The organism is Denitratisoma sp., assembly GCA_032027165.1.
Lineage (GTDB): Bacteria > Pseudomonadota > Gammaproteobacteria > Burkholderiales > Rhodocyclaceae > Desulfobacillus.
Window position 1 is genome coordinate 3,005,874 of record JAVSMO010000001.1, and the last position, 20,144, is coordinate 3,026,017.

19 protein-coding genes are annotated in these 20,144 nt (G+C 65.5%); 1 reads left to right on the forward strand and 18 read right to left on the reverse strand.

The annotated features are described in order from the left end of the window. Positions 1–7: 7 nt before the first annotated feature. The 13 genes from ROZ00_14675 to ROZ00_14735 form a co-directional block, all read right to left on the reverse strand. The gene (locus ROZ00_14675) at positions 8–721 is read right to left on the reverse strand and encodes an ABC transporter ATP-binding protein (protein MDT3737470.1); all 714 of its coding nucleotides are present in this window, start codon (positions 719–721) and stop codon (positions 8–10) included. Continuing rightward, positions 718–1,488 carry an ABC transporter ATP-binding protein gene (locus tag ROZ00_14680; protein ID MDT3737471.1) on the reverse strand — a complete coding sequence of 257 codons (771 nt, stop codon included), beginning with the start codon at positions 1,486–1,488 and terminating at the stop codon, positions 718–720. The genes ROZ00_14675 and ROZ00_14680 overlap by 4 nt, the downstream gene beginning before the upstream one ends. Continuing rightward, positions 1,485–2,546, reverse strand: coding sequence for an ABC transporter ATP-binding protein (locus tag ROZ00_14685; GenBank protein MDT3737472.1), 1,062 nt, complete (start codon positions 2,544–2,546; stop codon positions 1,485–1,487). Before ROZ00_14685 ends, ROZ00_14680 begins: the two co-directional genes overlap by 4 nt. Beyond that, positions 2,543–3,466 carry a branched-chain amino acid ABC transporter permease gene (locus tag ROZ00_14690; protein ID MDT3737473.1) on the reverse strand — a complete coding sequence of 308 codons (924 nt, stop codon included), beginning with the start codon at positions 3,464–3,466 and terminating at the stop codon, positions 2,543–2,545. The genes ROZ00_14685 and ROZ00_14690 overlap by 4 nt, the downstream gene beginning before the upstream one ends. A gap of 60 nt (positions 3,467–3,526) precedes the next feature. Beyond that, positions 3,527–4,831 carry a branched-chain amino acid ABC transporter substrate-binding protein gene (locus ROZ00_14695; protein MDT3737474.1) on the reverse strand — a complete coding sequence of 435 codons (1,305 nt, stop codon included), beginning with the start codon at positions 4,829–4,831 and terminating at the stop codon, positions 3,527–3,529. A gap of 123 nt (positions 4,832–4,954) precedes the next feature. Then, the gene (locus ROZ00_14700; GenBank protein ID MDT3737475.1) at positions 4,955–5,266 is read right to left on the reverse strand and encodes a c-type cytochrome; all 312 of its coding nucleotides are present in this window, start codon (positions 5,264–5,266) and stop codon (positions 4,955–4,957) included. Positions 5,267–5,310: 44 nt separating this feature from the next. Further along, on the reverse strand, positions 5,311–7,353 hold the full coding sequence (locus ROZ00_14705) for a thioredoxin domain-containing protein (protein ID MDT3737476.1): 2,043 nt from the start codon (positions 7,351–7,353) through the stop codon (positions 5,311–5,313). Between the two features lie 66 nt (positions 7,354–7,419). Continuing rightward, positions 7,420–7,848, reverse strand: coding sequence for a hypothetical protein (locus tag ROZ00_14710; GenBank protein MDT3737477.1), 429 nt, complete (start codon positions 7,846–7,848; stop codon positions 7,420–7,422). A gap of 4 nt (positions 7,849–7,852) precedes the next feature. After that, the gene (locus ROZ00_14715; protein ID MDT3737478.1) at positions 7,853–8,320 is read right to left on the reverse strand and encodes a DUF2269 domain-containing protein; all 468 of its coding nucleotides are present in this window, start codon (positions 8,318–8,320) and stop codon (positions 7,853–7,855) included. Then, positions 8,320–9,414: a saccharopine dehydrogenase NADP-binding domain-containing protein gene (locus ROZ00_14720; protein MDT3737479.1), complete on the reverse strand. Its 1,095-nt coding sequence runs from the start codon at positions 9,412–9,414 to the stop codon at positions 8,320–8,322. Before ROZ00_14720 ends, ROZ00_14715 begins: the two co-directional genes overlap by 1 nt. A 4-nt stretch (positions 9,415–9,418) precedes the next feature. Further along, entirely contained in the window at positions 9,419–11,272 is a 1,854-nt protein-coding gene (gene ilvD, locus ROZ00_14725; protein MDT3737480.1) for a dihydroxy-acid dehydratase, read from the reverse strand. A gap of 49 nt (positions 11,273–11,321) precedes the next feature. Next, positions 11,322–11,612: a type II toxin-antitoxin system RelE/ParE family toxin gene (locus tag ROZ00_14730; protein MDT3737481.1), complete on the reverse strand. Its 291-nt coding sequence runs from the start codon at positions 11,610–11,612 to the stop codon at positions 11,322–11,324. Between the two features lie 5 nt (positions 11,613–11,617). Beyond that, positions 11,618–11,899 carry a hypothetical protein gene (locus ROZ00_14735; protein ID MDT3737482.1) on the reverse strand — a complete coding sequence of 94 codons (282 nt, stop codon included), beginning with the start codon at positions 11,897–11,899 and terminating at the stop codon, positions 11,618–11,620. 77 nt (positions 11,900–11,976) lie between these two features. On the opposite strand from ROZ00_14735, the gene lgt reads away from it, so the two are divergent. Next, the gene (lgt, locus tag ROZ00_14740) at positions 11,977–12,768 is read left to right on the forward strand and encodes a prolipoprotein diacylglyceryl transferase (GenBank protein MDT3737483.1); all 792 of its coding nucleotides are present in this window, start codon (positions 11,977–11,979) and stop codon (positions 12,766–12,768) included. A 210-nt stretch (positions 12,769–12,978) separates the two neighbouring features. Here the strand turns inward: lgt and ROZ00_14745 are convergent, their stop codons facing one another. The 5 genes from ROZ00_14745 to ROZ00_14765 form a co-directional block, all read right to left on the reverse strand. Further along, positions 12,979–15,063 (reverse strand): ATP-binding protein, encoded by a 2,085-nt coding sequence (locus tag ROZ00_14745; GenBank protein ID MDT3737484.1) that lies wholly within the window; start codon positions 15,061–15,063, stop codon positions 12,979–12,981. Between the two features lie 269 nt (positions 15,064–15,332). Further along, a complete protein-coding gene (locus ROZ00_14750; GenBank protein MDT3737485.1) occupies positions 15,333–17,096 on the reverse strand; it encodes a nickel-dependent hydrogenase large subunit in 1,764 nt (587 codons plus the stop codon). After that, the gene (locus ROZ00_14755; GenBank protein MDT3737486.1) at positions 17,089–18,360 is read right to left on the reverse strand and encodes a (Fe-S)-binding protein; all 1,272 of its coding nucleotides are present in this window, start codon (positions 18,358–18,360) and stop codon (positions 17,089–17,091) included. The genes ROZ00_14750 and ROZ00_14755 overlap by 8 nt, the downstream gene beginning before the upstream one ends. Beyond that, positions 18,357–19,016 (reverse strand): hypothetical protein, encoded by a 660-nt coding sequence (locus tag ROZ00_14760; protein MDT3737487.1) that lies wholly within the window; start codon positions 19,014–19,016, stop codon positions 18,357–18,359. Before ROZ00_14760 ends, ROZ00_14755 begins: the two co-directional genes overlap by 4 nt. Beyond that, entirely contained in the window at positions 19,013–20,107 is a 1,095-nt protein-coding gene (locus tag ROZ00_14765; protein MDT3737488.1) for a hydrogenase small subunit, read from the reverse strand. Before ROZ00_14765 ends, ROZ00_14760 begins: the two co-directional genes overlap by 4 nt. Positions 20,108–20,144 lie beyond the last annotated feature (37 nt).

Consider the following 20,144-nt stretch of genomic DNA (forward strand, 5'->3'; position numbering starts at 1 on the left):
GGCGGGCTCACTCCCCGAGATAGGCTTCGCGCACCTTCGGGTTGGCGAGCAGCGCCGGTCCCGTATCGCTGAGGGTGATGGTGCCGCTTTCCATGACATAGCCGCGCGAGGCCACCGACAGCGCCAGCCGGGCGTTCTGCTCGACGAGCAGGATGGTCACCCCCTGGGCGGCGACCGACTGGATCACCTCGAACACCTTCTGAACCATGATCGGCGCCAGGCCCATCGACGGCTCGTCGAGCAGCAGCAGCTTCGGCCGGCTCATGAGTGCGCGGCCGATGGCGAGCATCTGCTGCTCGCCGCCCGACAAAGTGCCGGCAAGCTGCCCGGCCCGTTCCTTCAGGCGCGGCAGCAGGCCGTAGACGCGGTCCAGGTCGGCGGCGATCTCGGCCCGGTCGCGGCGGCAATAAGCGCCCATGTCGAGATTCTCCGCGACCGTCAGGCGCGCGAAGACGCCGCGCCCTTCCGGCACCAGCGTCATGCCTTCGCCGATCAATGCATGCGGCGGGCGGTGCAGCAGGCTGTGGCCGCCGTAATGGATGGCGCCCTGCGCCGGCAGCAGCCGCGCCAGGGCCTTCAGCGTGGTGGTCTTGCCGGCGCCGTTGGCGCCGATCAGGCAGACCATTTCGCCCGCCGCCACTTCGAAGCCGATGCCCTTGACGGCGGCGATGCCGCCGTAGGAAACGTGCAGGTCGCGCACTTCCAGAATGGGCGTGCTCATGCCACGGCCCCGCCCAGGTAGGCCTCGATCACCTTCGGGTCGCGCTGCACCTCGGCCGGCACGCCCTCGGCGATCTTCTCGCCGTAGTCGAGCACGGCGACGCGGTCGCACAGCCCCATCACCAGCTTGACGTCGTGCTCGATGAGCAGGATCGTCAGGCCGTCGGCGCGCAGCGCCTCGATCAGGCTTTTCAGGGATTCCGTTTCCGTCGCGTTCATCCCGGCAGCCGGTTCGTCGAGCGCCAGCAGCTTCGGCTCGGTGGCCAGTGCTCGCGCGATCTCCAGCCGGCGCTGGTCGCCGTAGGCCATGTGGCGCGCCAGGATGTTGCTGTGGCGGTGGATGCCGACGTACTTGAGCAGCTCGTGGGCGCGCTGCGCGATGGCCGCTTCCTCGTCCCGCGTGGCGCGATCGCGCAGCACGGCGCCGACGACGCCGGCCGAGGTGCGCAGGTGGCGGCCGACCATGACGTTCTCCAGCGCCGTCATGTTGGCGAACAGGCGGATGTTCTGGAAGGTGCGGGCGATGCCGGCGGCGGCCACCTCGTGCGGTGCCGAGATGTTCAGCGGCGCGCCGTCGAAGACGAACTGGCCGCGGTCCGCCGAGTAGAGTCCGGTGAGGACGTTGAAGAAGGTGGTCTTGCCGGCGCCGTTGGGGCCGATCAGGCCGTAGATCTCGCCGCGGCGGATGGAGAGCGAAACCTCGTGCAGCGCGCGCACGCCGCCGAAACTCTTGCCGATCGTCTGGGCGTCGAGCAGGGCCTCGCTCACTTCGCCTTCTCCGAGAATTCCCGCTTCCTGCGCGCCTCCGGCCACAACCCGGCCGGGCGATACAACATGACGGCGATCAGCGCCAGGCCGAACAGCAGCATGCGCAGCGACTCCGGATCGAGCAGCACCTTGCCGAAGGCCGCCTGCTGCATCGGCACGGCGCCGTGGCGCAGCGCCTCGGGCAGGATCGCCAGCAGCAGCCCACCGAGGATGACGCCGGGGATGTGGCCCATGCCGCCGAGCACCACCATGCACAGCACCATGATCGATTCCATCAGGCCGAAGCTCTCCGGGCTGACGAACTCCTGGAAGCCGGCGAAGAGGCCGCCGGCCACCCCGCCGAAGGTGGCGCCCATGGCGAAGGCGAGCAGCTTGACGTTGCGCGTGTCGATGCCGCAGGCCTTGGCGGCGATCTCGTCCTCGCGGATCGCCACCCAGGCGCGGCCGATGCGCGAATCCTCGAGGCGGATGGATACGAAGACGACGAGCAGGGTCAGCGCCAGGAACAGGTAGTAGTAGAGATAGACGGAGGGGAAGCTCAGGCCGAAGGCCTCGAAGGTCTTCGACAGCGGCACGCCGGCGATGCGCACCGGATCGATCTGGCTGATGCCCTGCGGGCCGTTGGTGATGTTGATCGGCGCGTTGAGGTTGTTCATGAAGATGCGGACGATCTCGCCGAAGCCGAGCGTGACGATGGCGAGGTAGTCGCCGCGCAACCGGAGCGTCGGCGCGCCGAGCAGCACGCCGAAAATGCCGGCCACCAGGGCGCCCAGGGGCAGGATCGCCCACACCGGCCAGTGGATGCCGAAGTGCGGCGAGGCAAGCAGGGCGTACAGGTAGGCGCCGACGGCGTAGAAGGCGATGTAGCCGAGGTCGAGCAGGCCGGCGAAGCCGACGACGATGTTCAGCCCCAGCGCCAGCATGACGTAGAGCAGGGCGAAGTCGAGCACGCGCACCCAGGCGTTGCCGAGGCCCTGGCCGATGATGAAGGGCAGGATGGCGAGCGCCACGCCGATGAGGACCATGCCCAGCAGGGCTTTGCGTTTGTCGGTCTTCATGCGCGTTCGGAGACCTTCTCGCCCATCAGGCCGGAAGGCCGGAAGACCAGCACCAGGATCAGCACGAAGAAGGCGAACACGTCCTGGTAATGGCTGCCGAGGAAGCCGCCGGTGAGGTCGCCGATGTAGCCGGCGCCGAGCGATTCGATGAGTCCCAGCAGCACGCCGCCGAGCATGGCGCCGGGCAGGTTGCCGATGCCGCCGAGCACCGCCGCAGTGAACGCCTTCAGGCCGAGGATGAAGCCCATGTGGTAGTGGGCGATCGAATAGTTGGCGCTGACCATCACGCCGGCCACCGCCGCCAGCGCCGAGCCGATGAGGAAAGTGGCGGAGATGATGACGTTGATGTTGACGCCCATCAGCCCGGCGATCTGCGGGTTCTCCGCAGTCGCGCGCATGGCGCGTCCCAGCCGCGTTTTGTTCACCAGCAGCATCAGGCCGGCCATGATCGCCGCCGCCAGCAGCACGATGACGATCTGCAGGTCGGTGATGTGGGCGCCGCCGATGTCGCGCCCCGTGGTCGGCAGGATCGGCGGGAAGGCATGGTAGCTGCGGCCCCAGAAGATCATCGCCAGCTGCTGCAGCACGATGGAGACGCCGATGGCGGTGATGAGCGGGGCGAGCCGGGGTGCGTTGCGCAAGGGGCGGTAGGCGACGCGCTCGATGGTAAAGCCGAGCGCCATGCATACCGGAATCGCCGCCAGCATGCCGATCAGCACGACGACGATGCCCGGCAGGCCGCTGTCGGCCAGCAGCTTGATGACGGTGAGGGCGGTGAGGGCGCCGATCATCACCACCTCGCCATGGGCGAAGTTGATCAGGCCGAGGATGCCGTAGACCATCGTGTAGCCGAGCGCGACGAGGGCGTAGATGCTGCCGAGAACGAGCCCGTTGATGATCTGCTGGATGAAGGTGTCCATCGCGCCCAGTCTACAAACAAACGGCACCCGAAGGTGCCGTCTGCCTGACAAAGATGCTGCTTACTTCTTCTCGGCGGGTGCTGCGGCTGCAGGCGCTGCCGCGGGTGCGGGCGCAGCAGTCATGCCGCCCATGCCTTCCATGGCGGCGGGTTGCGCCGGTGCCGGCGCGCCGCCGCCGATGCTCTCCAGCGCCTCCCACTTGCCGCCCTTGGCCTGGTACAGCGTGATCGCCGCATCCTTGACGTCGCCCTTCTCGTCGAAGGTGATCCTGGCGGTGACGCCGTCGAGGTTGGTCTTCGGCAGTTCGGCCAGATATTTCGCCGGCTCCACCGAGTTGGCGCGCTTCATGGCGTCGATCATGACGCTGGCCGCGTCGTAGGCGTAGGGCGCATACAGCTGGATGTCGACGTTGAAGCGCTTGGCGTACTTCTCCTTGAAGGCGGGGCCGCCCGGCATCTTGTCCAGCGGCAGTCCCGGCAGCGAGCAGTAGTGTCCCTCGCCGGCGTCGCCGGACAGCTTGTGGAATTCGGTGGTGCAGCCGCCGTCGGCGAACAGCATCCTGGACTTGATGCCGAGCTTCTTCAACTGCTGCGCCATCGGGCCGGCCTGGGCGTCCATGCCGCCGTACATGACGATGTCCGGCTTCTTCGACTTGATCTTGGTGAGGATGGCGGCGAAGTCGGTGGCCTTGTCGTTGGTGAACTCGCGCGCGACGATGGTGGCGCCGCCGGCCTTGGCGGCCTTCTCGAACTCGTCGGCGACGCCCTGGCCGTAGGCCGTGCGGTCGTCGATGATGGCGATCTTCTTGGCGGCCAGCTGGTGGGTGGCGTAATCGCCCAGCACCTTGCCCTGCTGCTCGTCGTTGGCCATCACGCGATAGGCGGTCTTGAAGCCCTGCTGCGTGTATTTCGGGTTGGTCGCCGAAGGCGAGACCTGCGGGATGCCGGCGTCGGCATAGAGCTTGGAGGCCGGGATGGTGGTGCCGGAGTTGAGGTGGCCGACGACGCCATTCACCTTGGCGTCGATCAGTTTCTGCGCCACCGTCGTTCCCTGCTTGGGATCGGCCTGGTCGTCTTCGCCGAGCAGATCGAAGGTCACCACGGCGCCGCCGATTTCCAGCTTCTTGGCGTTGGCTTCCTCGATGGCGAGGCGCGCGCCGTTCTCGTTGTCCTTGCCGAGGTGGGCCTGCGGGCCGGTCAGCGGCGAGACGTGGCCGATTTTCACGGTGACCGTCGGCTTGGCCGGCGGCGCGGCGGGCTGCTCGGCCTTCGGCGGCGGGGGCGGCGCTTCCTTGCCGCAGCCGAACACGACAAAGGCGGAAGCGACAGCGAGGCTGATCGTCTTGGCGTGGAATCGCATGGTCATCGTCTCCAGAAAAATTTGAATTCTTTTTTGCGGGTGAATGCGCGGGGATTGTGCTGGGCGCATGGGGCGATGTCAATAAAAAGGCCAGCCCGCGGGCTGGCCTTTTTGTGCGGCAGACGCCAGTTACTTGGTGGCGAGAACCCAGGCCACCAGCTTCTTGATGTCGGCGTCGGAGACGGCCGGGTTCGGCGGCATCGGCACCGTGCCCCACACGCCCGAGCCGCCCTTCTTCACCTTGGCTTCCAGGGTGGCGGCGGCGCCGGCGTTGCCGGCGTATTTCTTGGCGACGTCCTTGTAGGACGGGCCGACGACTTTCTTGTCGACGGCGTGGCAGCTCATGCAGTTTTTGGCTTTCGCCAGGGCTTCGTCAGCGGAGGCCTGGCCGGCGATCAGCAGGCCGGCGCCGGCGAGCAGCAGCGTTTTCAGCAGTTTCATTGAACTAATTCCTCTTAGGCGTGGTTGGAAAATGCGCCGATACTCTAAATCAATTCCGGGGACTTGCAAACCCGTTCCAGACAAGAGAAATCGTCGATCGGCTCAAGACATTTAACGCCCGAGCAGACCCAGGCGTTGACACCCTCCTTCAGCGGCTTGTCCAGAGCGGGCGGCAGCTGGCCGGCCTGTGCCGGCAGCCCCAGCGTCAGCGTCCAGGGCCAATAGCGCTCGGATATTTTCTTTGTCCACTCAGTGAGTTGGGCATGGGGTCCGCGCAAAACAACGACGGCAGGAGGGACAATCGCCTCGTCCAGCGCGGCCAGCAGGGTGGCAAAGCCCCCGGGCTGGCGCTCCATGTCGGGATAGTAAAGACGCAGGGTCCGGTCCGCGGCCTCCAGAAATCGCGTTGCGCCGGTCACATGCCCCAGGCGCTGCAAGGCAAAGGCGGCCGCGCCGTTGCCCGAGGGCATGGCGCTGTCGTGTCCCGTCTTGACGCGGTGGATCAGCGCTTCGTGGTCGTGGCTGGTGAACCAGAAGCCGCCCGACGCATCCTCGAAATGCGCGAGCAGGGTCTCGCTCAGCGCTTCGGCGAAGGCCAGCAACTCCGCATCGAATTCCGCCTGCAGCAGCTCCAGCACGGCCTTGAGCAGGTAGGCGTAGTCGTCGAGATAGGCATTCAGGTGGGCGCGCCCGTCCTTGTACGTGGCGAGCAGGCGGCCGTCCTTCCACATCTCCCTGCGGATGAAATCCAGCGCGCGGCGCGCCGAGGCCAGCCAGTCGGAGCGAGAGCAGACGCGGCCGGCATGGGCCATGCCCTCGATCATCAGCGCATTCCAGCTCACCAGGATCTTCTCGTCGCGGCCCGGGCGGATGCGCCGCTCGCGCGCCGCGAACAGCTTCTCGCGCGCCGACTGGAGCAGGCGCTCACACTCGTCGAGCGGCCTGCCGAGCGATGCGGCGACCTCGGCGAGCGGGAGCGCGACGAGCAGATGCCAGTGCGCGCCCTCGAAGTTCGCCGGCCGTTCCAGGCCGTAGTGCGCGGCGACCACGGCGTATTCCTCCGCCGTGGTGCAGCGACTGACTTCTTCGCGCGACCAGACGTAGAACTTGCCCTCCTCGTGCTCGGAGTCGGCATCGAGCGAGGAGTAGTAGCCGCCCTCCGGCGACTGCATCTCGCGCACGACCCAGGCGGCGGTTTCCTCGGCGACGCGCTTGAACATCGCGTCCCCCGACACCCGCCAGGCATCCGCATACAGGCGCAGCAGCGGTCCGTTGTCGTAGAGCATCTTCTCGAAATGCGGGATGGCCCAGCGCTCGTCCACGCTGTAGCGGCAGAAGCCGCCGCCGAGTTGGTCGTAAATGCCGCCCTCGGCCATGCGCCGCAGCGTGGTGAGCGCCATCTCGCCGCAGCGCGCCTCGCCGGTTGCGGCATGGCGGCGCAGCAGCAGTTCCAGGTCGGCCGGATGCGGGAACTTCGGCGCGCCGCCGAAGCCGCCGAAGTGCGGATCGTAGGATTGCGCGGCGCGTTCGACGGCCAGCTGCAGAGGGGCGGCCGACAGGGCGCCGCTCGAGGGCCGGGCGGCGGCGCCGGATGCCAGCGCCTTGAGCAGTTCGCCATTCTGCTGTTCGATGTCGGCGCGCTTGTCGCGCCAGGCCTCCGCCACGCGCTGGCACAGGTCGGGGAAGCCGGGCAGGCCGTAGCGCGGCGCCTTGGGGAAATAGGTGCCGCCGAAAAAGGGCGCGCCGTCCGGCGTCAGGAACATCGTCAGCGGCCAGCCGCCGGTGCGGCCGGTCAGCATTTGCTGGGCGGTCTGGTAGATCTGGTCGAGGTCCGGCCGCTCTTCGCGATCCACCTTGATGTTCACGAACAGGCGGTTCATCACCGCCGCCACCTCCGCATCCTCGAAGGATTCGTGGGCCATGACATGGCACCAGTGGCAGGCGGAATAGCCGATGGACAGCAGGATCGGCCGGCCTTCCCGCTTCGCGAGGGTGAGCGCTTCCTCACCCCAAGGGTGCCAATCCACAGGGTTTTCCGCGTGTTGCTGCAAATAGGGCGAGGTCTCGCCGGCGAGTCTGTTGGGCATGGGGTTATTTCCGAGTAATTTTGTCGGAATTATGGGCCGGGGCCGGCCGAAGGGCAAGCCGGAGATTCAGCCAGCGAACAAGGCGCGCCACCAGCGCTTGCGGGATTCCGGCAGGGGGCCGGGGCGTTCCAGCTCGACCGGCAGCACGCGGCTCATGATCCAGCCCGGCGGGTGCGGGTGCTTGCCGGTGCCGCAGGAGGAGCCGAGGTTGTTCGGGTCGTAGATCTTCACCAGGCGCGGCGATTCGAGGTCGTCGGCGTAGACGATGCCGCAGTAGTCGTGATGGTGTTCCTTGCGCAGCAGCGCGTCGGTTTCGGCGATGAAGCGCTCGACTTCCTGCGTTGAGGCCGGCGCCGTGGGTAATGGCTCGCCCACCGCGTACAGGTACCAGCCGGCATCGCGGTCGATGCGCGCCCAGAAGTCGCTGAGTTGCTGCCAGGACAGCAGGCTCCACAGCCGGCCGGCATACAGCTGTTCGAATTCGCTTTCGTTCATGGCCTCAGCCTGCGGGACGAAACACCATCAAATAAAACACCACCATCAACGCCGTGAAGGCCGGAATGCCCAGCACGAACCAGATGCGCGCGTAGCGATGATAGCGCGGCGGCAGCGCCGCGCCCTCCGCTGCGGCCCGCAGCGCCATGTCGCGCATGCGCAGCTGCAGCCACACCACCGGCAGCCAGCACAGCCCGGCCAGCACGTAGAGTCCCAGCGACCAGGCCACCCAGCCGCTGGTCAGCGGGTAGCCGGCGAGCTGCGCCATGCGCAGGCCGGTCAGCGGCTGGATGACGACGGTGGTGGCGGTGAACAGCCAGTCGGCGAGGACCACGCGCGGCATCACCGCCGCGATGGCGCGCACGTCGCCGGAGCGGTCGACGCTCCATTTGTAGAAGGCCGTGCCGAGGCCGGTGCCGAACAGCAGCGTGGCGCTGAGGATGTGCAGCCATTTCAGCCAGAGGAATTCCATCACTGCAGGACCTGCTTGAGCTTCAGGTGCGAGAGCGCGCCGAGGTATTCCTCCAGCGTCAGCAGGCCGACGCAGGGCGTCGCGCCTTTCCGCGCAACCTCGCCCCGCGCCAGCTTGCGCGCCAGCGCGATGGCCGCGCCGCAGGGGATCTGCGGTCCGTGGTTGTCGTAGGCGACCAGCTGCCAGCGGCGCTCGAGCGGCTTGCCGTCGCGGCCGCTGCCCTTCAGCGCGACGTGCATGGCGCTCAGTTTCGTGCCGAGCGGTTCCAGCCAGCGGCTCAGGTGCCAGAGCGGACGGGCCAGCGGCAACAGGCTCTTCAGCCAGCCCTTGCGCACGAGGCCGGCCAGCGCCCAGGTGGCGAGATGCGAGGCCGGGTTGCCGACGCCGGCATGGAAGACGACGCTCTTCACGCCGGCATAGCGCAACGGAAACAGTTCCAGGTCGGGCACGTCGCAACTGCCCAGCCAGCGCGCGCCGACAGGATCAACGTAACGGCGGCGCTGCAGGTCGAGCCAGCCGTGGGTCGTCGTCCAGGCGCCGTCCTCGAAGCGGTCGAAGGGCTTGCCGCAGTAGCCGAACACCGCCTGCATCGTCGCCAGGCCGGGCGTCTTCGCACCCGAGCTGATGCCGTGGCGGATTTCGTGCAGTTCGGCGAACTCGGGCAGGAAATGGTCGACGACCGCCGCCGACAACGCCGGCACCGAACTGGCGCCGCTCGTCGCCAGCACGCCGGCGGCCCGTGCCCGTTCGTCGAGCGCGCCGATGCCGGCGACGAAATCGCGCCCGTCGGCGAGGTCGAGGTAGTTGCAGCCGGCGGCGATGCAGGCCTCCGCTACGGCGTAGTCCTGGCCCTGGAAGGGGCCGGCGGTGTGGATGAGCGTGGCGATGTCCTGCGATTTCAGCTGCGCGGCCAGATCCGCCGCATGCGCATCGACGGCCAGCCCGCGGGCACCGAGCGTGCCGGCGAAGGCGGTTGCCCGGTCAGTGCTGCGCCCGCCGACCAGCAGCTCGATGTCGGCATCCTGCGCCAGGGCGCGGCAGATCGGCTGGCCGAAGTTGCCGTAGCCGCCGAGGACCAGAACGCGATGGCGCAACGCGTCAGCGCTTGGCGAGTTGCGCCACGTCGCGCACCGCGCCCGTGTCGGCGCTGGTGGTCATCGCGGCGTAGGCCAGCAGCGCGGCCGACACCGTGCGCTCGCGCTTGGCCGGCTTCCAGGCTTTCTCGCCCTTCGCTTCCATGGCCTTGCGCCGTGCCGCCAGGACTGACTTTTCCACGGCGAGGTGGATGCGCCGATGGGGGATGTCGATCTCGATGGTGTCGCCCTCCTCGACCAGACCAATGGCGCCGCCGGCCGCCGCCTCGGGCGAGGCATGGCCGATGGAGAGTCCCGAGGTGCCGCCGGAGAAGCGGCCGTCGGTGAGCAGGGCGCATTCCTTGCCCAGCCCCATCGACTTGATGTACGAGGTCGGGTAGAGCATCTCCTGCATGCCGGGGCCGCCCTTCGGTCCCTCGTAGCGCACGACGACGACGTCGCCGGCGACGATCTTGCCGGCGAGGATCTTCTCCACCGCCTCCTCCTGCGATTCGCAGACGCGGGCGCGGCCGGTGAATTTCAGGATCGATTCGTCGACGCCCGCCGTCTTCACGATGCAGCCCTTTTCGGCGATGTTGCCGAAGAGCACCGCCAGGCCGCCGTCCTGCGAATAGGCGTGCGCCTTGTCGCGGATGCAGCCGTTGGCGCGGTCGAGGTCGAGCTTCGGGAAGCGGCGGCTCTGCGAGAAGGCCGTCTGCGTCGGCACGCCGCCTGGCGCGGCGCGGTAGAACTCGTGCACCTTGGGGTCGGCATTGCGCTTCACGTCGCAGCAGTCGAGCGCCTCGCCCAGCGTCGGATACAGCACCGTCGGGCAGTTGAGGTTGAGGAGTCCGGCGCGGTCGAGCTCGCCGAGGATGGCCATGATGCCGCCGGCGCGATGCACGTCCTCCATGTGGTACTTCTGCGTCGCCGGCGCCACCTTGGCCAGGCAGGGCACGCGGCGCGACATGCGGTCGATGTCGGCCATGGTGAAATTCACGCCGGCCTCCTGCGCCGCGGCCAGCAGGTGCAGCACGGTGTTGGTCGAGCCGCCCATGGAAATGTCGAGGGCGATGGCGTTTTCGAAGGCCTTGAAGCTGGCGATCGAGCGCGGCAGCACCGAAACGTCGTTCTGCTCGTAGTAGCGCTTGGCCAGGTCGACGATCAGGCGGCCGGCCTTGACGAAGAGCTTCTCGCGGTCGGCGTGGGTGGCGAGCAGCGACCCGTTGCCGGGCAGCGCCAGGCCCAGCGCCTCGGTCAGGCAGTTCATCGAGTTGGCGGTGAACATGCCCGAGCAGGAGCCGCAGGTCGGGCAGGCCGAGCGCTCCATGGCGTTCACTTCCTCGTCGGTGTTGTGCGAATCCGCCGCCTCGATCATGGCGTCGATCAGGTCGACCATGCGGTACTCGCCGTGCCACTTCACCTTGCCCGCCTCCATCGGCCCGCCGGAGACGAACACCGCCGGGATGTTCAGGCGCAGCGCCGCCATCAGCATGCCCGGGGTGATCTTGTCGCAGTTGGAGATGCACACCATGGCATCCGCCGTGTGGGCGTTCACCATGTACTCGACGGAATCGGCGATCAGCTCGCGCGAGGGCAGCGAATACAGCATGCCGCCGTGGCCCATGGCGATGCCGTCGTCGACGGCGATGGTGTTGAACTCCTTGGCGATGCCGCCGGCCGCCTCGATCTGGCGCGCGACGAGCTGGCCCATGTCCTTCAGGTGCACGTGGCCCGGCACGAACTGCGTGAACGAATTCACCACGGCGATGATCGGCTTGCCGAAATCGCCTTCCTTGATGCCGGTGGCGCGCCACAGCGCGCGCGCGCCGGCCATGTTGCGGCCGTGGGTGGAAGTGCGGGAACGGTATTCGGGCATGGCGTGACTCCGGGGGTTCAGATGATCTAGTGCCTATTTTACCGCCTGGTCAGGCGTAACCGCCTTCCCGCTGGTGCCGGATGGCCAGGACGAGCGCCGTATCCGCGGCGACATCGAAGCGGTAGAGGGCCACATAGCCGCTGCGACCCCTCGAAATGACCAGCTCGCGCAAGCCGGCTTCGGCTTCGCGCCCGATGAGCGGGTGCTGCTTCAGGATGCCGAGGCCTTCGGTCAATATCCGCGCCGTGGCCCCTGCGGCAGGTGTATCCTGTTCGACGAGGAAATCGGTCAGGCGTTCAATGTCGCGTAGCGCACCCGGCGCCAAAACGAGGCGGGTCAAGGCGGCTAGCGCTTGCGCGGCTTGGGTTTGGCCGCGCGCTTGCCCTCGGCCTTGGCCAGGATGTAGCTGAACACCTCGTCGGCGTCATAGACCAGCCCGTATTCGGCCACTTCCTGCTCCGCCTTCAGCGCCGAGGCGACGAAATCCTGCCGGCGCTGCGCAAGCGCCGCCTGGGCTTCGATGGCTTCCACCATCCAGGCATGCGGCGTCTTGCCGCTGGCGGCGGCGGCGGAGGCGACGCGCTCTTTCAGGTCGTCGGGGAGCTTGATGGTGGTCGTGACGGTCATGGCAGCTCCGGAAAATCAGGTAATACGAAAGTATCACCTCGGCGGCGAGGCGTCAATTTGCCCTTATCATCCACGCCATGCTCACCTATCCCCACATCGACCCCATCGCCTTCTCCCTCGGCCCGCTCTCGGTGCGCTGGTACGGGCTGATGTACCTCGCCGGCTTCGTCGCCTTTGTGATGCTCGGACGCCGGCGCATCGCGCGCCGGCCCGACCTGAAGTGGACGGCGAAGGACATCGACGACCTGCTCTTCTACGGCGTGCTCGGCGTGGTGATCGGCGGGCGGCTCGGGCAGGTGCTGTTCTACGAGCCGGCGCACTACCTCGCCAACCCGCTGGAGATCCTCGCCGTCTGGAAGGGCGGCATGAGCTTCCACGGCGGCTTCCTCGGCGTGCTGGCGGCACTGACTTTGTATGCGCGCAAGAAGAAGCTCGCCTGGTTCGCGGTGATGGACTTCATCGCGCCGCTGGTGCCGCCCGGGCTCGGCTTCGGCCGCCTCGGCAACTTCATCAACGGCGAGCTGTGGGGGCGCGCCGCCGATCCCGCGCTGCCCTGGGCGATGGTGTTCCCGCACGTCGACGCCATCGCGCGCCACCCCTCCCAGCTGTACCAGGCCTTCCTCGAGGGCGTCGTATTCTTCGCCGTGCTGTGGTGGTTCTCTGCGAAGCCGCGCGCACTGGGCGCGGTGTCGGCGGTGTTCCTCATCGGCTACGGCGCGGTGCGCTTCGTCGCCGAATTCTTCCGCGAGCCCGACGCCGGCATCTTCGGCCTCAGCTACACGATCAGCATGGGCCAGTGGCTGTCACTGCCGATGATCGCCGCCGGCGTGGCGATGCTGGTCTGGGCGAAGAAAGCTGCGTCCAAGTAGCTTTACGGATTGGCGATTGCATCGTCAATCTGTAAAGCGCATCCAAGCAGAATCAGGCCCGCAGGGAAAGTCAGTCGCTGTGATACGGCGAGGATGCAGGTTAGCGGAAGCTATTGACCCCGAGCAGTCAGTCGGCTGTATATAACAGCAGTCATTCAACGCCCAAGTTCTGCTGCCGTGACGCTTCAGCGCCGATTTAAGGGCGCCGTGTTAGCTGACGTTTTCGTTTGGCTCGTTAATTTCTGGAACTTGAAAGATCATAGGCGTACCGCTGCTAAATGCTTTCCCAACCGCGATTGCGTGTCGCGACTTTAGGCGCGTGAGGGTCGCAAGGTAATCAGGTCCCATATGATTGGCAAGAAAATCAGCGCTTGTCTTGTCGAACTGCTGGAACGCGACTACCGAATTACATTGAGTCAGTACCGTCTTTGACACGTTGGCAGTACGTTGCGCGATAACCATAAATCCAACACCGTATTTTCGTCCTTGTAGGGCGATTTGACTGATGCTGTTGACGACTGTACTCGACCGCTTATCTTCGACACCTAGAAAATTCCATTCGGGGACTACTGTGTGAGCCTCCTCGAGAACCACACAAATTCTTCTTCCTTGAAATGCTTTCTCCTTGGCCAATTGAAATAGTGTCTTAAAGAACCACTTCGTAAACTCAAGGATACCTGTGGAATTCGTTACGTCAGGCAGTTCAAATAAAACTGCCTTTCGGTCGTCACCGACAAATGCTTCTATCGCGTGCCGAAAGCCCTGATTTAAGGTTTGTTCGCACCTTGCGATTAGGGCCTTGTCTCTCTTATTAGCAAACTCATCCAGTTGGGTGCCTATCTGGTCAATCGCCGCAAAGAGATCCGAGCCGGTCTTATCGTCGACCAGGGTTCCTCCAACAATATCGACAAGTCGCTGGCTGTACTCGTTGGTGAAGTCGACGCATATTACTTTGGTGCCGTGGTCCGCAATCTGGCGAACCAAGTTTCGCGCAAAGACCGATTTCCCAGACCCAGTAACACCCAATATTGCAAGGTGGTGTGTTACTGCAGATTCAAGATCAATGAAAACTGGAAATCGAGTTCCTGGCACATTGCCAATTTTGTATTCATTCGCCTGTGGCTCCGGCACCTCAACGGGACTTGCCTTTACAACAGGGGAGTTCATGACTGGAACCCAACCGAATCTATCAAAACGTCTAGTGGCAGGGTTCCAGACTCCCAGTTGGACCGCCTCCCCAACTATCATTCCTGCTTCGTCCCGTGACTCGAGTCGCTCGGTCTCCGTAATTCCCTCTACGACTTGATACAACACTCGGAGATTGCGAGTTTCAACTTCAACCAACTCTCCTTCCTCGACTGGTACTTGGAAGGCATACTCGAATTTTATTTTTTGTATATCGGATCCCTCGCTTAGCGTGCCAACCAACGTTTGAAGCAACTGAATATCTTCCTTGGGTTCGAGTTTGTAAACTGCGGCATCCATTATTTGCTCGGGTTTTGTTGTTTTCTCGCTTAGTTCGGCGAATGTGTTGCTTGTCAGAATCCTGAGCCATCGTTGTTGATTCAGTTGGTATGTATCAAGGACTAAGCCGGTAATCCACGCCCCTTCTTTTACCGCCTTGGAGGAAAACCCGACGAGGTCGAAACGCTTAGTAGAAGGAGAGTCGGGAAACGTGCGGGCCAGAAACGCGCTGTCCGATTGAACACTGAATATCTCTGCAACAACATCTTCGGGTCTTGCTGCGGGAAGACGAAATAGACGTAGGACCTTGGCCGGATCAACGGCAAGGAGCACACCCGCGTAGATCAACAGAATAACGAATAGCGTCGATTGGTTGTCCACATAGAACAGTGCGGTCACAACAAAGACGGAAAACCAAATAAGACGGCCATTTCCGAGCGTAATAGAGATCGTGTAGAGCGCCTTGGAAACCCTGTTTGTGGTCGCGGACGCAGATCGATTCTGATCTAGCAGCAATAGTGACAATAGAGAGAGAATCAGAAACACAGCGCTGTATGACCACAGTGCCCAGTACCACCCGCCAGTTTCGGCAAGGATCGGATGAACGGGCGATATGAGCAGCAATACAGAGATAGCTGAGGCTACTACATCGGTCGGACGAGTAAAGTAGTGTTCTGCGAGAAGGGTGACAAATGAAAGCATCACTAAGGCGGAAAACACCACGACCGCCCGGTCGCCCATCGCGATTATTGGGCTTCGATTAAGCCAATAGACGATCCCGAGGAGGAGCATCGTGCCAAGAAAGATCGTTATGCGTTGTCCTTTTGTCATAGCATTCACGGCTCCCGTTCGATAGCAGCTAATGTGAGGCGGACCGACCAAGTGACGGGGAAAAATTGCGTCATGACGGAAAGAATTGCGTCACGATCTCAATAAGTGGGGTTAAGCGAAGGAAGTATGCCGCCGATTCTGGGTATCAGCAATGCCCTTTGCATGATGGAATGGCTACTTATGAGGAGAGTGGACAATGCCTGCTCTTGGCCGAATGCGACCTTCGATGTATCCGTGAACGGACAGCGCGTCGGATCCTACCGCAGCGTTCAAACCACCTTGACCTCGAACCCCTCGCCTTCTTCGTCGGTGAGATGCACCGCGCAGGCGAGGCACGGATCGAAGCTGTGGATGGTGCGCAGCACTTCGAGGGGCTGCTTGGGGTCGTGGATGGCGTGGCCGGCGAGCGCGGCTTCGTAGGCGCCGGGCTTGCCGTCGGGGTCGCGCGGGCCGGCGTTCCAGGTGCTCGGCACGACGCACTGGTAGTTGGCGATCTTCTCGTTCTCGATGACGATCCAGTGGGCGAGGCCGCCGCGCGGCGCTTCCATGAAGCCGACGCCCTTGGCGCTCTTCGGCCACGATGACGGCTCCCACAGGGTTTCGTTGAAGGTGTCGACGTCGCCGCCCTTGATGTTGGCGACGAGCTGGTCGTACCAGCCCTGCATGGCGTCGACCAGCAGCTTGGTTTCCAGCGTGCGCGCCGCCGTGCGGCCGAGCGACGAGAACAGCGCCTGCACGGGGAGATCGAGTTGCTTCAGCGTGGCGCCGACCAGTTCCTTCGTCGGCGCGTGGCCCGTGGCGTAGAGCATCAGCACGCGCGCCAGCGGGCCGACTTCCATCGCGCTGCCTTTCCAGCGCGGCGACTTCAGCCAGGAGTAGGCCTGCTCCACCGGCAGCTGCTGGAAGGGCGGCTTGGGGCCGCTGTAGTTGAGCTTCGTCTCGCCCTGGTAGGGATGCAGGCCCTTCGTCTTGCCGCCGGCGTAGTCGTACCAGGAATGCGCGACGTATTCCTGCACCTGGTCCTCGGCATTGAGGTCGACCTCGTGCACCTTCGACAGGTCGCGGTTGAGGATGGCGCCGCGCGGGAAGAAAAAGCCCGAGGGATCATTCATGCCTTTCGAGGGCAGGTCGCCGAAGGTCATGAAGTTGCCCAGCCCCTCGCCCTGCTTGAACCAATCCTTGTAGAAGCCGGCGATGGCCAGCGTGTCGGGCACGTAGACCTGGTCGACGAACTCGCGCATCGACTGGATCACCGACTGGATGCGCTGCAGGCCGGTGACGTCGAGCGCGGTGCCGCCCTGGCCGCCGCGGTAGTGCGGCCCCTTGCCCCGGCCGGGGTGGTCCGGCCAGATGCTGATGGCGACCGGCACGCCGCCGACGACGAAATTCGGGTGCGGGTTCTTGCCGCCGAGGATCGTGTGCAGCGCCACCACCTCGCGCTGCCAGGCGAGCGCGTCGAGGTAGTGCGCCACCGCCATCAGGTTGGCTTCCGGCGGCAGCTTGTAGGCGGGATGGCCCCAGTAGCCGTTGCGGAAGAGGCCGAGCTGGCCGCTGTCGACCTGCTTCTTCAGTTTCGCCTGCACGTCGGCGAAATAGCCGGGCGAGGACTTCGCGTACTTCGACAGCGACTGCGCCAGCGCGGCGGTGGCCTTCGGGTCGGCCTTCAGCGCGGAGACCACGTCCACCCAGTCGAGCGCGTGCAGGTGGTAGAAATGCATGACGTGGTCGTGGATGTACTGGGCGCCGATCATCAGGTTGCGGAGCAGCTCGGCGTTGGGCGGGATGCGGATCTTCAGCGCGTCCTCGACGGCGCGCACCGAGGCGATGGCATGCACCAAGGTGCACACGCCGCAGATGCGCTGGGCGAAGGCCCAGGCGTCGCGCGGGTCGCGCCCGCGCAGGATGACCTCGATGCCGCGCACCATGGTGCCGGAGGAGTAGGCCGCCTCGATGGCGCCGTCCTTCATCTGCGCCTCGATGCGCAGGTGGCCCTCGATGCGGGTGATCGGGTCGATGACCAGGCGTTCAGACATGTTTGTCTTCCTCGTCGAGGTGCTCGGCGACCAGCTCGGTGAGGCCGAGCATCTCGATGTCCATGTGGTAGTGCTCCAGCGCCTCCTCCATGACGACGCGGCAGTTGGCGCAGGCCGTCACCATGGTCTTCACGCCGAGTTCCTCGATCTGCGCCTTCTTGCGCTTGAAGGAAGTCAGTCGCAGCGGCTCGGCGCGCTCGTTGGCGGAGACGCCGCCCCCGCCGCCGCAGCACCAGTTCATGGTGCCGGTCTCCTTCATCTCGCGGAACTGCGGCGCGAGCTGGTTGAGCAGCGTGCGCGGTTGTTCGTACACGCCGCCGCGGCGCGAGATCTGGCAGGGGTCGTGGTAGGTGAGCGGCTGGTCGAGCGTGCCCTTCAGCTTCAGCTTGCCGGCGCGGCGCAGGTCGTCGAGCACCTCGAGGATGTGCTTCACCTCGAAGCCGAAGGGCCGGCCCATCAGGTTCGGCCCCTCCCAGCGGATGGCGCTGTAGGCATGGCCGCATTCCGGGCTGATGACGCATTTCACCTTGAGCTGCTCGGCGGCGCCGACGATGCGGCCGACCAGCTCGCGGGCGAGGTCGGAGGCGCCGATCTGGATGCCGCTGTTGGTGGCCTCGTAGGCGTGGTCGGCCAGCGTCCATGTCGCGCCGGCCCGGTTGAGGATGCGGCCGACGGCGCCGAGGTATTCCGGGTAGTTGAGGATCTCCCACGACGACATCAGCACCAGGTAGTCGGCATTCTCGCGGTTCACCGGCACCTCGAAGCCGAACTCCTTCTGCACGCGCTTGATCGTCGCTTCCACCGTGGCCCACTTCACGCCGGCCGGGCTGCCGCTCTGGATGGCGCGCTTGGTGGCGGTGACCAGGCCTTCCGGCGCGTGGCCGGCGGCTGTCATGCCCTCTCGCATCTTGCGCACCATGTAGGCGATGTCGTTGCCGACCGGGCAGACCATCGAGCAGCGGCCGCACAGGGTGCAGGAGTCGTAGACCAGCGGGCTCCACTCGGCCAGCTCGGCGTCGGTGACGGGCTTCGCCAGGCCGACCAGCTTCGCCAGCCTGCCGAGCAGGGTGTACTCCTGCTGCCAGGCGCGGCGCAGCGGCTCCAGCTTGTGGATCGGCGTGTACTTCGGGTCGCCGGTCTCGGTGTAGAACAGGCAGGCCTCGGCGCACAGGCCGCAATGCACGCAACTCGAGAAGAAGCTGGCGACGGGCGCGTCGAGCACTTCCTTGAAGGCGTTCATGCCGCGTTCGAACGTTGCGCTCATGACGCCACTCCTTTGCGGCCGAAGATGTCGCCGTTGTACCAGCGCGAGACGAAGACGCTGACGGTGTGGAAGAGCTTGGTGAAGGGCAGCGCCACCAGCAGCAGCTCGACCGAGAGGATGTGCAGGGCCAGCGCCAGCGTGTAGTCGATGAGCAGGTGGTGGAAGGCAAGGTAGCCCGTCGCCAGCGGCAGGAAGGTGAGCAGCCAGGCGAGGTAGTCCTGGAAGCCGGAGAGGAAGCGCTTCACCGGATTGGCGAGCCGGCTCGCCAGCACCGCGATCAGGGCGAGGAGGGCCGCCACGGCGGCGATGTCGATCACCTGCGTCGGCAGCCCGGGCCAGCTGATGCCGAACAGGCCGCGCACCAGTTCGATGTGCGGCACGAAGAAGAACAGCGTGACGGCGAAGCCGAGGTGGAAGACGTAGCCGCCGATGTAGGTGACCGGCGCGCGCTTCATCATGCCCGGCGGCGGCAGCGAGCGGCTGACGATGGTGCGCCAGCCGCTGCCGGGACTGTGCTCGCGCGGTTTGGAGAGGTCCGCCTTGCGGCCGAGGCCGAAGATCTCGAACAGGCGCAGCAGGATGCCGAAGGCGCAGACGGCCAGCGCGATCGACAGCCCCGGCCCGCGCGCCCAGGTGAGCAGTTCAAGCGCGCTCATTTGGCTTTCTCCAGGTCGTCGACCGTCACCTTCTGATGCGCCGCTTGCGCCGACTTCTTCGCCGCGCGGTTGCGCATCGCCATGGCGGCGCCGGCGATGGCGCCGCCGGCCGCCGCCGCGCCGACCATCATCTGCACCGGCGCGATGGGCATCGACAGCGGCTTGTAGAGCGGCCCCATGTCCCAGAAGCCCGGCTCCGAGCAGCCGATGCAGCCGTGGCCGGACTGGATCGGGAAGCTCACGCCCTGGTTCCATTTGGTGGTGGCGCAGGCGTTGTAGGTGACCGGCCCCTTGCAGCCGAGCTTGAACAGGCACCAGCCCTTGCGCGCGCCCTCGTCGTCGAAGGTCTCGGCGAACTTGCCCTGGTCGTAGAAGGGGCGGCGGTAGCAGCGGTCGTGGATGCTCTCGCCGTAGAACACCTTGGGCCGGCCCTGCGCATCGAGCTCCGGCAGAGTGGCGAAGGTGAGGAAATGCGCCAGCACGCCGGTGATCACCACCGGGATCGGCGGGCAGCCGGGCACGTTCATCACCGGCTTGTCCTTGACGATCGCCGAGACCGGCACGGCGCCGGTCGGGTTCGGCAGCGCGGCGGGCAGGCCGCCGTAGGCCGCGCAACTGCCCACCGCGATCACCGCCGCGGCGCCGGCGGCGGTCTCCTTCAGCATGTCGAGGTTGCTGACGCCGGCGATGGTCGAGTAGCCGGCATTGCCGAGCGGGATCGAGCCGTCCACGACAAGAAGATATTTGCCGTGGTTCTCGCGCATGGCCGCCTCGCGCGCGGCCTCGGCGGCCTCACCGGAGGCGGCCTGCAGGGTGTGGTGGTAGTCGAGCGAGATCTGTTCGAGGATCAGTCCCTCGATCGAGGGCGTGTGCGAGCGGGTGAGCGATTCGGTGCAGCCGGTGCATTCCTGGAAGGAGAGCCAGATCACCGAGGGCCGGCGGGCTTTTTCCAGCGCCGCGGCGATGGCCGGCACCATCGAGGGCGGCAGCGCCATCAGCGAAGCGGTGGTGGCGCAGAACTTGAGGAAGCCGCGGCGGCTGATGCCTTGCCGTCGCAGGGTCTCGGCGATGGTCGGTCCGTCGAACGCCATGATGCCCTCCCTGGGAATGCATCGACGGCTGCCGGGG